Consider the following 15742-nt stretch of genomic DNA (forward strand, 5'->3'; position numbering starts at 1 on the left):
GGATGGGCTAAAAACGTGTTTCAGAAGTAGCATTCTTACTAATCAATACCAATCCCAGAAAAGTGATTAGTCCGTTTACGATAATCAGTTCGTTGTCGAAAACATACCCAAAAAAAAATGTTTTCGAATTTTCGCTAATAAGGAAAGTTACAGCAGGGGATAAGAAGCAAATTATTGGAACAAATTTGTCTTTTACAGTCTTCGACTTTACAAATAATCCAAAACAGAACAATCCCAAAAGTGGGCCATACGTATAGGAAGCCACCCTGAAAATCATTCCGACTACAGAACTGTCATTGATAGCATTAAAGAAAATAATTACCAGAAACATCAAAAACGAAAAGACAATATGAACATAATGTCTAGTTCGTACTATATTTGGTTTGTTTAGATTTTCGGCTTTATCCATTCCAAGAAAATCTACACAAAACGAAGTCGTAAGCGCCGTTAATGCCGAATCTGTTGTGGCAAATGTAGCTGCTGTTAATCCCAATAAGAAAATAACTGAGGGAATTAAGGCCAAATGATGAAAGGCAATTTCGGGGAAAAGCAAATCGGTTCTGGGTTTTCCGGTAACTAAATCGGTTGGAACTTCAATTCCGTTTTTATTGCCGTAAATATAAAGTAAAGCGCCTACGCTAAGGAAAAATATATTGATAAGTACAAATATCCCCGTAAAAGTGAACATATTTTTTTGAGCTTCACCAATGTTCTTGCAACTCAAGTTTTTCTGCATTAGGTCCTGATCCAAGCCTACCATCGCGATGGTTACGAAAATTCCACCCAGAATTTGTTTCACAAAATGGAACTTACTTGACACAAAATCCTCAAAGAAAAATACTTTGGAATAATTGCTGTTTTTTACTGCTTCAAAAGCTTCAAAAACAGTTAAGTTTAGACTTCTGCAAATAAAGAAAATAGTCAAAAAAACAGAAGAAACTAAGAAGAAAGTTTGTAGGGTGTCAGTTATGATAATCGTTTTTAATCCACCACGATAGGTATATGCAAATATCAAAGCCAATGAAATCAAAACGGTAACGGCAAAAGGAATTTTATAAAAATCAAAAACATAGCGTTGTAAAACAATCACCACGAGATATAATCTGAAAGACGAACCTGTAGTTCTGCTTATCAGGAAAATTGTTGCGGCAGTTTTATAAGAATAAACTCCTAGTCGATGTTCTATGTAACTATAAATCGAAGTTAAATTCATTCGATAATATAATGGTAGTAATACTTTTGCAATGATGACAAAACCAATGGCATTACCCAATACAAACTGGAAGTACTTGAATTGTTCTCCGCTTGGTGCCCCAACTTCTCCTGGAACCGAAATAAAAGTCACTCCAGAAAGAGCCGTTCCAATCATTCCAAAGGCAACTAAATACCATTTGGAATTTTTATTGGCTTTAAAAAAAGCATCATTTCCACTGTCTTTTTTACTTACAGTATGAGAAATGTAAAATAAAATTCCAAAATAAACGATTATAAGTAGTAGAATGGTGCTAGGTGTCATTTGTTGAATTTAAAGTGACCAAAATACAACTTTTTGTTTAATTGTTTTTGCGGATTATTCGCTTAACTGTTTTGTTCGTTTAAACATTTAACCGATTAAAACATTAAACAAATTACTACATTTGCATTTATGGAATTTTCTTCGAAATTAATAGAAAAAGCAGTTAACGAAATGTCTCAGTTGCCCGGAATTGGTAAACGAACGGCGTTGCGGTTAGTCTTGCATTTATTGAAACAACCCAAAGAACAAACGGGTTTTTTGTCACAAGCTTTGGTTGCTATGCGTGAAGATATTAAATATTGCAATAATTGTCATAATATATCGGATCGTGTGTTGTGTGAAATTTGTGCGAACAAAAGTAGAAATCATCAAATTATTTGTATCGTAGAAGATATTCGCGACGTAATGGCTATTGAAAATACAGGCCAATATAGAGGGATTTATCATGTTTTGGGAGGTAAAATTTCACCCATTGACGGAGTTGGTCCCAGTCAGTTAAATATTACGACATTGGTCGAAAAAGTGAAATCAGGAAGTGTAAACGAAATCATTTTTGCTTTAAGCTCTACGATGGAAGGGGATACCACTAATTTTTATATTTACAAACAAATAGCCGATTGTGAAATAATTGTATCAACAATTGCAAGAGGAATTTCGGTAGGTGATGAACTCGAATATGCTGATGAAGTTACCTTGGGAAGAAGTATATTGCAAAGAGTCCCTTTTGAAAAGTCTTTTAAAAGTAATTAATCTATTTAATGAATCGTTACGCTTTTTAAATAGTAAATGAAAAGCTATATTTGTCGTTAAAAATATTGAAAATGAGTAAATCCGGAGTCTATTTATTGCTAATTATTAGTGTGTTATTTTCTTCTTGTATTTCAACTCAAGATTTAATATATCTTCAAAAAAAGAATAATTCACAAGACGATACTTCTATCTCAGCGGTGGGATCAAAGCCTTATAGATTGCAAACTAATGACGTCTTGAGTATCACAATTAAGGCAATCGATCCAAAATTAGTCGCTATTTTTACTACTACAAATGAAGGTGTTTCTGTTGGTAAATCAGATTCAGGATTATATTTTGATGGATTTACGGTTGATGATCATGGAAATATTAGAATTCCGGTTTTGGGAGAATTAAATGTTATTGGTTATACCCTAGATGAAATAAGAGTTAGAATTGAGAAGCAACTGTTGGCAGAATATTTTAATAAAGAGGCCAACATTTTTGTAACTGTAAAATTAGCGGGTTTCAAATATACTATTAATGGAGAAATTGGTGGCCCAGGTACAAAAACATTATTTCAAGAGCATGTAACTGTCATGGAAGCTATTGCAAATGCAGGGGATATTACTATTACCGGAAATAGAAAAGCGGTTACAATCATGAGAAAAACACCAACTGGGGTTCAAATGCAGGATTTAGATCTTACGGATATAAATGTGATGAAATCGCCTTATTATTATTTGCAACCGAATGATTATATTTATGTGAAACCACTCAAGCAAAAAACTTGGGGAACCGGAAAAACAGGCATAGAGTCTTTGGGTACTATTATTACACTGTTATCATTGGCAACAACTACTTTTTTACTATTAAAAAATTAAAACAGAATTCAAAAAATGTTAGATATAAAAGATTTTTCGATTTTTGAAAACCAAGTGAGTTTTGACTTTAAAGGATTTTTAATAAAAATCGGAAGTTATTGGAAATGGTTTCTGCTGAGTTTATTAATCACTTTCACAATTGCCTATCAGGTGAATATTCGTAAACAAAAAATTTACAGTATGGAAACGCTTATTTCTGTAAAGGAAGAAAGTAATCCTCTTTTTACGTCTAATACTAGTTTGGTTTTTAATTGGGGTGGAACTTCAGATCAAGTTCAAACCATTTCAACTACTTTGAAATCCAGATCTCATAATGAATTGGTTGTTGATAAATTGCAATACTATATTGATTACTTAGTTCAGGGTAAATATAATATGGAAGATGCTTATGGTGCGGTCCCTTTTTATGTAAATATTGATAAATCAAAAGGCCAGTTAGCAAGAAATCTGATAAGAATTAGATTTTTGAGTGAAAATGTATACGAAATCAAAATCCCTTTTGAAAATCAAAATGTATCATTAATAACCTACACAACTAACTCAAACAGTAATACCGCTGTTGAAACTGGTGATTTTGTAAAAAAATATAAGGTAGGAGAGCAGGTGTCATTGCCTTTTTTAAATTGGAAATTACAAATAAAAGATAATCCTGGCTTTTATAAAGGGAAAGAGTATTTTGTACAATTTAACGATTTTGACGGAACAGTATCTGGATATAAAGGGATAAATGTTAAATCAGATGATAAAGGAGGGTCAATAATTACTTTGGGAATGCAAGGGACCAATAAAGCGAGAATGGTTGAGTATTTGAATTCTACTGTTAATATGCTTATAAAAAGACAATTAGACAGTAAAAATCAGTTTGCGACTAATACAATTGCTTTTATAGATAGTACATTAGTTGCTATGGAATCCCAATTAAAAGAAACAGGAAATGAGCTAAAATCCTTTAGGAAAGATAAAAACATCTATGATATAGAACAAGGCGGAGCTAAGTTTTCGGATAAAATTCTAGAATTTGATGTAAAGAAAGACGAAGTCAATCGCAAAATGGCATATTATAATTCGCTAAAAGCATACTTAAAAAATAGCGTAAACTATGCTAAACTTCCAGCGCCATCAGTAGCTGGAATTGAAGATCCAAATATTGTTGTAAATGTGTCAAAATTGATTGCATTGTCTACCCAAAGATCTGAAATGGCGTATGCAGTTAAAAGTGATAAAATATTCAAGGATTTTGACAATCAAATGGAAGCTGTTAAAAATGTATTATTGGAAAACATTGCTACTGCCAAAGCATCTTTGCAATATGATTTAGCAATGGTAAGCAGTAAAATTAATGAAACCGAAAGCACTATAAAACAACTTCCTGAAGATCAACAAGAGCTAATCAAGATTAAAAGGAAATATGATTTAAGTGATAATATTTACAGTACTTTTCTTCAAAAAAGAAGTGAAGCTGATATTGTTAAAGCAGCGAATTTATCGGATATTCATTTTATAGATCCTGCAAAAGATGTTGGAGGAGGGCTTGTAGGACCAAAAACATCTGTGAATTATGTTTTGGCATTTTTCCTGGGAGTTCTATTTCCTTTGCTTTTTGTATTTGCAATTTTCTTTATCAATAATTCGATTCAAAACACCGATGATATCAGTAAGTTGACACAAATTCCTTTGCTAGGTGTCGTCGGGATGAGTAAGGAGAATACTAATTTGGCAGTTTTTGAGAAACCTAAATCTGCTTTATCTGAATCCTTCAGAGCCATTCGCTCTTCACTACAGTTTTTGTATAAACAACAAAATGTCGATGGAGCTAAAACCCTTATGATAACATCATCTGTAAGCGGAGAAGGGAAAACGTTTTGTTCTATAAATATTGCTACGATATTTGCGCTCAGCGAGAAAAAAACAGTAGTTATTGGTCTTGATTTAAGAAAGCCTAAATTGTTTGCTGAATTTAATTTATCCAATGAAGTTGGGATTGTAAATTATTTGATTAAACAGAAAACAGTTGACGAAATTATTAATCATACCCATGTGCCATATCTTGATGTTATTCTCTCAGGGCCGGTGCCGCCAAATCCGGCTGAGATGATTATGAGTGATGGAATGAGAGAATTAATTGAAGAATTAAAGAAAAAATATGATTATATTATATTGGATACGCCACCAGTTGGTTTGGTATCTGATGCCTTGGAATTAGCACAATATTGCGATGTTACCTTGTATATAGTAAGACAGAATTTCACTAAAAAAGAAATGATTACGTTATTAAACAACCGGGTAAAACGTGGAGAATTAAATAACACCAGCATTATTTTGAACGGGTTTGAAAATAAAGCAAAATACGGTGCGGGTTATGGTTACGGTTACGGATATGGTTATGGCTACGGAACGTATTCAAGTGGGTATCATGAAGAAGATAAACCAAAAAATATATTTGAAACTATAGTGGGTAAATTTCGCAAAAAATAACAAAGTAACTGATTTTCTAAATTAAGAAAGATGAAAGAGGATACAAAAAGTACGATACTAATTACCGGAGGAGCAGGATTTATAGGTTCTAATCTTTGTGAATATTTTTTGTCTAAAGGACATGAAGTTATTTGTTTGGATAATTTTGCGACGGGATATAGACATAATCTAAAAGATTTCATCAATAATGCTAACTTTCGTTTAATCGAAGGTGACATTCGTAATGCGACTGATTGTCAAAATGCGGTAAAGGGAGTAGATTATGTGCTGCATCAGGCAGCTTTGGGGTCTGTGCCGCGTTCTTTAATTGATCCGGTTACTACCAATGATGTTAATGTTTCGGGGTTTTTAAATATGCTTGTTGCTTCTCGTGATGCCAAGGTAAAACGATTCATATATGCGGCAAGTTCCTCCACTTATGGGGATTCAGTTGGATTGCCAAAAGTAGAAGCCGTAATAGGGAAGCCGCTTTCTCCTTATGCAATAACAAAGTATGTGAACGAATTGTATGCTGAAATTTTTAGTAGAACGTATGGTATAGAAACCATCGGTTTGCGTTATTTCAATGTTTTTGGGCGGAAGCAAGATCCTAACGGAGCGTATGCTGCCGTTATTCCAAAATTTGTAATGCAACTAATGCAATTGGAAAGTCCAAAAATAAATGGTGACGGAAACTATTCCCGTGATTTTACTTATATTGACAATGTGATTCAAATGAACGAGTTGGCGATGTTAACAAAAAATCCTGACGCGGTAAATACTGTTTATAATACTGCTTATGGCGATAGGAATACGTTGAATAATCTGGTTGATTATTTGAAGGATTTTTTGTCTAAATACGATAAGAGGATTGCCACAGTTGAAGTGGAATACGGACCCAACAGAGCAGGTGATATTCCACACTCTTTGGCAAGTATTGATAAAGCCAAAACACTATTAGGGTATGATCCACATTATTCGATGCAAGAAGGATTAAAAGAAGCGGTGGGTTGGTATTGGGATAATCTTAAATAAAAAAACCTTTTTAAGAAAAAAGCAGGTAATAAAAGAAAGCATATTATAAAATGAAAATCACAAAAATTTGTTGCATTGGTGCTGGATATGTAGGTGGTCCTACAATGGCAGTTATTGCCCAAAAATGTCCGCAAATACAAGTCACTGTAGTTGATCTGAATAAAGAGCGTATAGCAGCTTGGAATGATGAAAATATAGCTAATATTCCCATTTATGAACCTGGATTAGACAAAATTGTAGGGGAAGCAAGAGGCAGAAATTTATTTTTCTCCACCGATGTGGAAAAAGCAATAGACGAAGCCCAAATCATTTTTATATCAGTCAATACGCCTACAAAGACCTATGGAAAAGGGAAAGGAATGGCGGCTGACCTGAAATATATTGAATTGTGTGCCAGACAAATAGCCAGTGTAGCAAAAGACAATAAAATAGTTGTCGAAAAATCAACACTTCCAGTGCGAACGGCAGAAGCAATCAAAAGTATTCTGGATAATACCGGTAATGGAGTGCAGTTTCAAATTCTTTCAAACCCAGAATTTCTGGCAGAAGGAACTGCTGTTCAGGATTTGTTGAATCCAGATCGAATACTAATTGGAGGCGATCCTTCGGAAGAAGGGCAAAGCGCCATACAAGCACTTGTTGCTGTTTATTCGAATTGGGTTTCGGCAGATAAAATATTAACGACTAATGTATGGTCGTCAGAATTATCAAAATTGACTGCTAATGCTTTTTTAGCACAGCGGATTTCTTCGATTAATGCGATGTCAGAACTTTGCGAAAAAACTGGAGCTGATGTCAATGAGGTAGCCAAAGCCATAGGAATGGATAGCAGGATAGGATCGAAATTCCTGAAAGCATCGGTTGGATTTGGGGGTTCTTGTTTTCAAAAGGACATTTTGAATTTGGTTTACATTGCAAAATCCTACGGATTGAACGAAGTAGCCGATTATTGGGAGCAGGTAATTATAATGAATGATCATCAAAAGAGACGTTTCTCTAATAATATCGTTCAAACACTTTACAATACGGTTTCTGATAAAAAAATAACCTTTCTGGGTTGGGCTTTCAAAAAAGATACGAATGATACCAGAGAATCAGCAGCCATTTATGTTGCCGATGATTTGATAAATGAGCATGCGAAAGTTGCTGTATACGACCCTAAAGTATCCAGAAAGAAAGTTTTGGCTGATTTGGATTATTTAGAAACCAGGGCGGCTTCCACTAATGAGGATCGTATTATGTCGTTTGATAATCCTTATGAAGCCTGCGCAAATGCGCATGCTGTAGCAATTCTAACGGAATGGGACGAATTTATTCAGTATGACTGGCAAAAAATTTATGACTCCATGCAAAAACCAGCTTTTGTCTTTGACGGAAGAAACATACTTGATGGTGCGGCTCTGGAAGCGATTGGATTTGTTTATCAGGGGATAGGTTCTTAAGGTAGTATTCATTTAGAGTATAATAGTAATTGATTTAAGAATCTACAGATACATTATTGTTTTTTATAAAACAGTACCTAAGAGAGAATACAAATAAATAAAGAGAATGTTTTTTTTTTAATACAGAATGCAAGATGAATTGGTATGTCGTGTATACAAAACCTAAATGGGAGAAGAAAGTAGCTGAACAATTGAAAAAAAGTGGAATAGAATGCTATTGCCCTTTGATTACAGTAGTTCGTCAATGGTCTGATCGAAAAAAAAAGGTAGAAGTGCCCCTTTTTAATTCTTATGTTTTTGTTCAATTACCAGATTCTGACAGAAATTTAGTATTTCAGTCAGTTGGTGTGGTGCGTTACTTGTTCTGGTTGGGCAAACCTGCAATTGTAAGGGATGAGGAAATTAAGATCATTAAGGAAGGACTCGATGGACATGATCGTTGTGAGATTACAATTGTTCCATTTCAAGTAGGTGACAAGATAGAATTAAATTCAGGACCATTTTCAGCTCAAACGGCAATTGTTCAAGAAGTAAATAATACCCATTATGTTCTTGTTTTGGAATCATTAGGATGTGTTTTGAAAATGAAATACAAATAAAAGACCTCCCTATCCCAAACCCACGGGAATCATGTGGAAGAATAAATATTGTATCCTAGCGTTTTCTTTTACGCTGTTTTCTGTATAGGTAGCTGTTTTGAAGGTATGAAATATCAGAATAATTTTCTTCTATCTTTTGGGTCCTTTTTTAAAGTATTAGAGTTGAATTCTTACTTAAAATTCTTGTTTTTTAGCATTTTTAGCATCACTAAATTAGGTGATTTTTTTAAATAACAACTGCTTGTCAATTTCGTTCCTTTTAATTGGTTATTAGTTGGTTGCCTATCTTTGTTTTCTTTATTCGTATTTTGAGATTCTAGGCGATGTTTTTTTATTTTATAAAATACTTTATTGTAACTATATTTGCACACAAAAATCATCTTGATTCCGACTTCTTTTTGTGAGTTTGAATCGCGAAGCGGTGGATTTAAGTTAACAATAGTTGATTAATATTGGTTTGAAAATGAGTTCAAATATAAAAATAGCAGTTGTTGGTCTGGGTTATGTGGGTTTACCATTGGCGCGGTTATTTGCAACGAAATATGCTGTTGTAGGATTTGATATCAATCAATCCAGAGTTGCTTCCTTGCAATCCGGTACTGATACTACATTTGAAGTAACCGATGAAGTATTACAAAAAGTATTGCTGGAAAAACCCGGTGATGCTATTGGTTTGTATTGTACTTCAGTTTTAGATGGTATAGCGGACTGTAATTATTACATTGTAACAGTTCCTACTCCGGTAGATAAAAATAATCGTCCTGATTTGACTCCTTTATATAAATCCAGTGAAACGATAGGGCGTGTTTTGAAAAGAGGCGATATCGTGATTTATGAATCTACGGTGTATCCAGGTGTAACCGAAGAGGAATGTGTGCCGGTATTGGAAAGGGTCTCGGGCTTACAATTCAATGTTGATTTTTTTGCAGGTTATTCCCCTGAAAGAATAAATCCGGGAGATAAGGAACATACCGTAGAGAAGATTTTAAAAGTGACTTCAGGTTCTACACCAGAAATTGGACATAAAGTAAATGAATTATATAAATCAGTGATTACTGCCGGGACACACTTAGCCCCTTCCATAAAAGTTGCCGAAGCCGCCAAAGTAATTGAAAACTCCCAACGCGATATCAATATTGCATTTGTAAACGAATTGGCTAAAATATTCAATTTGATGAATATAGATACTCATGCCGTTTTGGAAGCCGCTAGAACCAAATGGAATTTTCTGCCTTTTAAACCCGGTTTAGTTGGAGGTCATTGTATTGGAGTAGATCCTTATTATTTGGCTCAACGCGCCCAAGAGTTTGGCTATCATCCGGAAATTATATTAGCCGGAAGGCGATTGAATGATAGTATGGGCGAGTATGTAGCTTCTCAGGTAGTTAAGGGGATGATTAAAAAAGGAATTTCTGTTAATAGCGCTATAGTGTTAATGATGGGAATCACTTTCAAAGAAAACTGTCCTGACGTTCGCAATACAAAAATAGTGGATGTCATTGCTGCTCTAACGGATTATGGAATTACAGTAACGATATACGATCCGTTGGCGAATCCTGATGAGGTTAAAAAAGAATACGGTTTAATAACCACCAATGTAGTACCGAATCAAAAATTTGATGCGGTAGTTTTGGGAGTAGCGCACCACCAATTTCTAGATTTAGAAATATCTAAATTGCAAAATGCGAATAGTTTGTTATACGACGTTAAAGGTGTTTTAGGGGATGCGGCGGATGGAAGATTGTAAAATTGTTATGTTTTCGCATAAACTTATATTAAAAAAATCATGAAAACAGGAATAACTTTTAGTGCTTTCGACTTGCTTCATGCGGGCCATATAACTATGTTGGAAGAAGCTAAACGACAATGTGATTATTTGATAGTCGCATTACAAACAGACCCAACGATTGATCGTCCGGAAAAAAATAGGCCCACTCAGTCTGTTGTGGAGCGCTATATCCAACTCAAAGGATGTAGATTTGTGGATGAAATTGTCCCTTATGCAACAGAACAGGATTTAGAAGATATTTTGCGTTCGTTTAAAATAGATGTCCGCATCATTGGGGACGAATACAAAGATAAAAATTTTACAGGTCGAACGTATTGTGAAGAAAAAGGAATTGAACTCTATTTTAATGTTCGGGATCATCGATTTTCCAGTAGTAGTTTGCGTAAAGAAGTAAAAGAAAAAGAATTGCTGAAAGAAAATAAAGTTCTGTAGCACTTTATTTTCTTAAAGGGAAGCTTCTCAGAACAATTTTTAAAGGGATTTGGATTGTTTCTTGAGCAAAATCATTTGAACTGACCGACAATAAAATGGCACTCAAACTGACAAAAAAATACAGCATATAATGAAAAATAAACCTTCAATTACACATGTTATTCTTACCGGTGGAGTAGGGAGCAGATTATGGCCCTTATCACGAAAAAGCCAACCTAAACAATATCTTGATTTATTTGAAGGTAAGTCGTTGTTTGAGATAACTGTGGAACGCAATCGTGCTATAGCGGATAAAATTATGGTAGTCGGTAATATTGATAATTGCCACCTCAGTAGACAAGTGATGGAAAAATCGAATACTCCCTATTTAGATATAATTGAATCAACCCCAAGAAATACTGCAGCCGCCATTGCTTTTGCTGCTTTTGCTTCCCAACCGGATGATATTTTAATTGTCACGCCCTCTGATCATATTATTGATGGAATAGAACCATACGAGGCAGCCATTCATGAAGCTGTTGAAAAAGCATCAAAAGGGTATATTGTTACTTTTGGAATTATTCCTACCAAACCAGAAACCGGATATGGTTACATCGAACGTAAAGATGATGATGTCATTTCTTTTCGGGAGAAGCCAAACAAAGTAACGGCTACTGATTTTATAGCCAAAGGAAATTTCCTCTGGAATAGCGGTATGTTTTGTTTCAAAGCTTCGGTTTTATTGGAAGAATTAAATAAGTTCTATCCAGAAGTCTATGAAAAATCAAAAATTGCCTGGAACGCTACTATTAATGGACATTTGGATTTAGATTTGTCTATGGAAATACCTTCTATCAGTATTGATTATGCCGTTATGGAAAGAAGTAAAAAAATAAAAGTTGTTTCTTCTACCTTCATTTGGTCCGATTTAGGATCGTTTGAGTCTGTTTATGATTATTTAATTTCTAAAGGTCATCCTGTCGACACAAACGGGAATATGGTCATTGGAACCGACAATTATACTGCTTTTGTTGGATTAAAAAATACTATTTTCGTTTATACGGATACCGCTAATTTGATTTTGCAAAAAGAAAGGTCTCAGGATGTTAAGAATATATACAGTGAATTGGAGAGGAAACATTCAGATTTGTTGAATTGAGAATAAAATAATTCAAGTTTTCCTGTCCTGAACGGCTTTTTTTACATAAAAAATAACGATTACATTCTTGAAAAAGAATGATTAAAATACAATATACATTATTATAAATTACTTATGAGAAAAATAATTGCTACCCTTTTATTGTTGTTTGCTCTTTTTCAGGCCTCCAATACATTTGCGCAAGACTTGTTAAAAAGCACTGATTTGAGTACCTTAAAAGTGGATTATTTATCAGACAGTGAAATTGCAAAAATTAAAACGCAGTTGCAAACTAATAATGTAACAATTGAACAAGCGGAACCAATGGCTTTGGCAAAAGGAATGCCTGCGGGAGAGTTTGCTAAATTGAAAATCCGCTTGGGAGAAATAAAAAATACTTCGGCGGATGGAAAAAAAGGTGATTTGAAAGGGGAAGAATCGGAAGAGCTAACCAGAAAACACGAAAAAATTGTTAACAGTAAAGTAAAAGATACCCTAAATGCTTTAGTTTTTGGTTCGGAACTGTTTGATAATCCTACGTTGAATTTTGAGCCCAATTTGAAATTGGCTACACCTGTAAATTATGTTTTAGGCCCTGGAGATGAATTGCAAGTCAGTGTTTATGGGGTACAAGAATTTAATGCCAGTGTGCCGGTATCGACAGAGGGTAAAGTAACTATTCAGTATGTAGGTCAGATTCCGGTTACGGGAATGACGATTGAGGCTGCAACCCAAAAAATAAAAGGAGCCATTGCAAGAGTGTATAGTACAGTAGACTCCGGACAATCTCAAGTCGCAGTAAGTTTGAGCCGTATCAGAACTATTAGAGTGACGATAATAGGGAGTAAGCAACCGGGTAATTATTCTATCTCTTCTTTGGCAACAGTTTATAATGCCTTATTTTTGGGTGGAGGCCCGGGAAAGAATGGCAGTTATAGAAATATAGAGTTGCTGCGAGATAATAAAGTATACAAAAATATTGATCTTTACCGCTTCCTTGTCAATGGAAATCAATCGGATAATGTGGGTTTAAAGGATAATGATGTCATTCGAATCCCTGCTTACAATCAAAGGGTCACTCTTGAAGGACAGGTAAAACGTCCAGGGATTTTTGAAATGAAAAAAGGAGAAACATTTACAGATTTATTATCTTTTGCGTCAGGATTCAATGAATTTGCATACACCGCCTCGGTAAATGTTTTGCAAAAAACAAGCAAAGAATTTAAAGTGAAAGACATCAATGCAGCTGAATATACTAGTTATAAACCGCTGTCAGGGGATGTGTTCCGAGTGTCAAAAATATTAAATCGATTTGAAAACCGAATCAAAATTGAAGGTGCCGTTTTTAGACCGGACACCTATTCTTTTTATGAAGGCATGCGCATTTCAGATCTGATTGCAAAAGCGGATGGGTTAAAAGAAGATGCCTATAGCAATAGAGCCAGAATTATACGATTAAAACCGGATTTGACTACTGAAATCGTCAATGTAGATTTGGCTAAAGCCTTAGAAGGGGATCTAGAAGCTGATATTGCATTGCATAAAGAAGATGTCGTAACGGTGTATTCGATTTTAGATTTTGTAGAAGAGTATAAAATAACGATTGATGGTGAAATTAAAAAGCCCGGAATTTATGACTATCATGAGAATCTTACTTTAAATGATTTATTAGTTCAGGCAGGCGGCTTGACCGGTTCGGCCTCCAAAAGAGTTGAGGTTGCCCGAATGATAAAATCGGAAGAAATAGATGATGCCAATCCTAATAAAGCACAATTGTTCAATTTAGAGATTTCAGCTGACAACAATGAGCAGTTAAAAAACTTTGCTTTAGAGCCTTTTGATGTTGTAAATATTCGTAAAATGGCCGTGTACGAAAAACCAGAGATGGTAACGATAAGTGGTGCTGTAAATTATTCCGGAAAATACGTTTTGGCAACGAAAAAAGACAGGGTCTATGATGTTATTGAAAGAGCCGGTGGTCTGACTTCACTAGCCAATATGGATGGCGTTAAAATTAAAAGACCCATACAAGCCAAACAAATAGAAGTGGTTGAAAGTGTAAATTTGAATTTGGGAAAAAAAGATAGTATTCAAAAAAAATTGACAAAAAAACTAAAAGAAGACCTGAAATTTGCCACCATACCAGTGGATTGGAAAGCCATTTTTGAAAATCCGGGGAGTAATACCAATGTGACTTTATTTCCAGGAGATGAGATTGAAGTAGCGGCGTACAATGAAGGTGTAAAAGTGACTGGTAATGTTTTGTTGACTTCGGAGATACCCTATGATAAAGGCAAGGGCTTTAATTATTATTTGAATGCCGTTGGTGGAATTGATGCCAAAGGCTGGAAGAAAAAAGCCTATATTATTTACCCAAATGGGAAAGCAGATGTAGTGGGGTCTTTCTTATTTATAAAAACGTATCCTAAAGTGACTCCAGGTTCACAAATTATAGTGCCAGAAAAACCAGAGACCAAAAAGATGAGTACGGGAGAGTTTGTTAGTATAGCAGGGGTATTGGCGAGTTTGGCTGGGGTTGTTATAGCGCTATTGAGATAGGAATCAGTTCGTTGATGACAATTTGCAGTCAGTAGGCAATAAATAAAAGGAAAACAACTAACGGATAAACGACTACGGTATAAATATGAATGAACAAAACCTTAATGACGAAATATCTTTAAAGGAATTACTGGAAAAAGGAAGAGAATGGATTGCTTATTTACTTTCGCAATGGAAGATTATTGTTCTAGCAGGTATTATAGGGGCTGCTTTAGGCTTAAGCTATTCCTTATCTAACAAACCGATTTACACCGCAACATTATCATTTGTTTTAGAAGATGAGAAAGGTAGTGGTGGATTGGGAGGCGCTTTAGGATTAGCCAGCTCATTTGGAATAGATCTTGGTGGAGGGGGAGGCAGTATTTTTACCGGATCCAATTTGACGGAGTTATTCAAGTCCCGCGCTATGGTAGAGCAAACCTTGTTGAGTCCAGTTATTATAGATGGAAGGACTATTTCTTTGGCGGAGATGTATATTCAGAATAACGGTTGGAGAGATAGTTGGAAAGGCAAATCCAAATTTAAAAATATCCAGTTTTTACCTGACACCAAGCGCACTTATTTTAGCCGAGTCCATGACAGTATTTTGGGGGTAATGTATCAAAATTTGTCAAATAGTGGATTAGTTATAGGCCAAAAAGATAAAAAAGTAGCGATTGTAACTATTGATATGTCTTCGTCTAATGAATTGTTCGCCAAGTATTTTACGGAAGCCTTAGTTAATGAAGTTTCTGATTTTTATGTCACGACCAAGAGTAAGAAGGCCAGAATGAATATGGATGTCCTCGAAAGACAAACCGATTCTATTCGTAGGGAACTCAACGGAGCGATTACTGGTGTGGCGGTCGCCAATGATAATACTTTTGGTTTGAATCCCGCCATGAATGTGCGTCGTGCGCCTTCTGCACGTAGACAAGTGGACGTTCAGGCTAATACAGCTATTTTAACCGAATTGGTCAAACAATCGGAATTAGCCAAAGTTACTTTACGTAAGGAAACGCCTTTAATTCAGGTGATTGACAGGCCTATTTTACCTTTAAAGAAAGAAAAATTTGGGAAGGCGAAAGGGATTGTAAGGGGTGGTCTTTTAGCAGGATTTTTAGTGGTGTTGGGTTTGATTGTTAGAAGGTTGTTGAAATCGATAACTCAATAATTGTTTTGATATAAATAATATATTTTTAAGTAA

Annotated in this window: 12 protein-coding genes; 11 read left to right on the forward strand and 1 reads right to left on the reverse strand. The window is 35.0% G+C overall.

The window, feature by feature from the left end:
• Nucleotides 1-7 precede the first annotated feature (7 nt).
• Nucleotides 8-1516: a sodium:solute symporter gene (locus ACM55G_RS05510; protein ID WP_416842897.1), complete on the reverse strand. Its 1509-nt coding sequence runs from the start codon at nucleotides 1514-1516 to the stop codon at nucleotides 8-10.
• Nucleotides 1517-1645: 129 nt separating this feature from the next.
• Here ACM55G_RS05510 and recR point away from each other — a divergent pair, with 129 nt between their 5' ends.
• The 11 genes from recR to ACM55G_RS05565 all read left to right on the forward strand — a co-directional run bounded on the left by recR (nucleotide 1646) and on the right by ACM55G_RS05565 (nucleotide 15709).
• Nucleotides 1646-2266 carry a recombination mediator RecR gene (gene recR / locus ACM55G_RS05515; protein ID WP_416842898.1) on the forward strand — a complete coding sequence of 207 codons (621 nt, stop codon included), beginning with the start codon at nucleotides 1646-1648 and terminating at the stop codon, nucleotides 2264-2266.
• Nucleotides 2267-2337: 71 nt separating this feature from the next.
• The gene (locus ACM55G_RS05520) at nucleotides 2338-3129 is read left to right on the forward strand and encodes a polysaccharide biosynthesis/export family protein (protein ID WP_416842899.1); all 792 of its coding nucleotides are present in this window, start codon (nucleotides 2338-2340) and stop codon (nucleotides 3127-3129) included.
• A gap of 15 nt (nucleotides 3130-3144) precedes the next feature.
• Nucleotides 3145-5604: a polysaccharide biosynthesis tyrosine autokinase gene (locus tag ACM55G_RS05525; RefSeq protein WP_416842900.1), complete on the forward strand. Its 2460-nt coding sequence runs from the start codon at nucleotides 3145-3147 to the stop codon at nucleotides 5602-5604.
• Between the two features lie 30 nt (nucleotides 5605-5634).
• Nucleotides 5635-6618, forward strand: a complete 984-nt coding sequence (locus ACM55G_RS05530; protein WP_416842901.1) for an SDR family oxidoreductase — start codon at nucleotides 5635-5637, stop codon at nucleotides 6616-6618.
• Nucleotides 6619-6668: 50 nt separating this feature from the next.
• Complete coding sequence (locus tag ACM55G_RS05535) at nucleotides 6669-8060, forward strand: nucleotide sugar dehydrogenase (RefSeq protein ID WP_416842902.1); 1392 nt, start codon at nucleotides 6669-6671, stop codon at nucleotides 8058-8060.
• Nucleotides 8061-8194: 134 nt separating this feature from the next.
• A complete protein-coding gene (locus tag ACM55G_RS05540; protein WP_416842903.1) occupies nucleotides 8195-8659 on the forward strand; it encodes a UpxY family transcription antiterminator in 465 nt (154 codons plus the stop codon).
• Nucleotides 8660-9122: 463 nt separating this feature from the next.
• A complete protein-coding gene (locus tag ACM55G_RS05545; protein WP_416842904.1) occupies nucleotides 9123-10406 on the forward strand; it encodes a nucleotide sugar dehydrogenase in 1284 nt (427 codons plus the stop codon).
• 39 nt (nucleotides 10407-10445) lie between these two features.
• Nucleotides 10446-10880, forward strand: coding sequence for an adenylyltransferase/cytidyltransferase family protein (locus ACM55G_RS05550; protein WP_282730626.1), 435 nt, complete (start codon nucleotides 10446-10448; stop codon nucleotides 10878-10880).
• 130 nt (nucleotides 10881-11010) lie between these two features.
• Nucleotides 11011-12018, forward strand: a complete 1008-nt coding sequence (locus ACM55G_RS05555) for a mannose-1-phosphate guanylyltransferase (RefSeq protein ID WP_416842905.1) — start codon at nucleotides 11011-11013, stop codon at nucleotides 12016-12018.
• Nucleotides 12019-12132: 114 nt separating this feature from the next.
• On the forward strand, nucleotides 12133-14556 hold the full coding sequence (locus ACM55G_RS05560) for an SLBB domain-containing protein (RefSeq protein ID WP_416842906.1): 2424 nt from the start codon (nucleotides 12133-12135) through the stop codon (nucleotides 14554-14556).
• A gap of 85 nt (nucleotides 14557-14641) precedes the next feature.
• Nucleotides 14642-15709, forward strand: coding sequence for a GumC domain-containing protein (locus ACM55G_RS05565; RefSeq protein ID WP_416842907.1), 1068 nt, complete (start codon nucleotides 14642-14644; stop codon nucleotides 15707-15709).
• The last annotated feature ends 33 nt before the right edge of the window (nucleotides 15710-15742 follow it).

The organism is Flavobacterium algoriphilum (assembly GCF_048158655.1).
GTDB classification, from domain to species: domain Bacteria; phylum Bacteroidota; class Bacteroidia; order Flavobacteriales; family Flavobacteriaceae; genus Flavobacterium; species Flavobacterium algoriphilum.

Bases quoted from the DNA above. Each gene is read 5' to 3' on its own strand.
- ACM55G_RS05560 (WP_416842906.1), top strand. From the start codon at position 12,133: ATGAGAAAAATAATTGCTACCCTTTTATTGTTGTTTGCTCTTTTTCAG.
- ACM55G_RS05555 (WP_416842905.1), top strand. From the start codon at position 11,011: ATGAAAAATAAACCTTCAATTACACATGTTATTCTTACCGGTGGAGTA.
- recR (WP_416842898.1), top strand. From the start codon at position 1,646: ATGGAATTTTCTTCGAAATTAATAGAAAAAGCAGTTAACGAAATGTCT.
- ACM55G_RS05545 (WP_416842904.1), top strand. From the start codon at position 9,123: ATGAGTTCAAATATAAAAATAGCAGTTGTTGGTCTGGGTTATGTGGGT.
- ACM55G_RS05540 (WP_416842903.1), top strand. From the start codon at position 8,195: ATGAATTGGTATGTCGTGTATACAAAACCTAAATGGGAGAAGAAAGTA.
- ACM55G_RS05530 (WP_416842901.1), top strand. From the start codon at position 5,635: ATGAAAGAGGATACAAAAAGTACGATACTAATTACCGGAGGAGCAGGA.
- ACM55G_RS05535 (WP_416842902.1), top strand. From the start codon at position 6,669: ATGAAAATCACAAAAATTTGTTGCATTGGTGCTGGATATGTAGGTGGT.
- ACM55G_RS05525 (WP_416842900.1), top strand. From the start codon at position 3,145: ATGTTAGATATAAAAGATTTTTCGATTTTTGAAAACCAAGTGAGTTTT.
- ACM55G_RS05550 (WP_282730626.1), top strand. From the start codon at position 10,446: ATGAAAACAGGAATAACTTTTAGTGCTTTCGACTTGCTTCATGCGGGC.
- ACM55G_RS05565 (WP_416842907.1), top strand. From the start codon at position 14,642: ATGAATGAACAAAACCTTAATGACGAAATATCTTTAAAGGAATTACTG.
- ACM55G_RS05520 (WP_416842899.1), top strand. From the start codon at position 2,338: ATGAGTAAATCCGGAGTCTATTTATTGCTAATTATTAGTGTGTTATTT.
- ACM55G_RS05510 (WP_416842897.1), bottom strand. From the start codon at position 1,516: ATGACACCTAGCACCATTCTACTACTTATAATCGTTTATTTTGGAATT.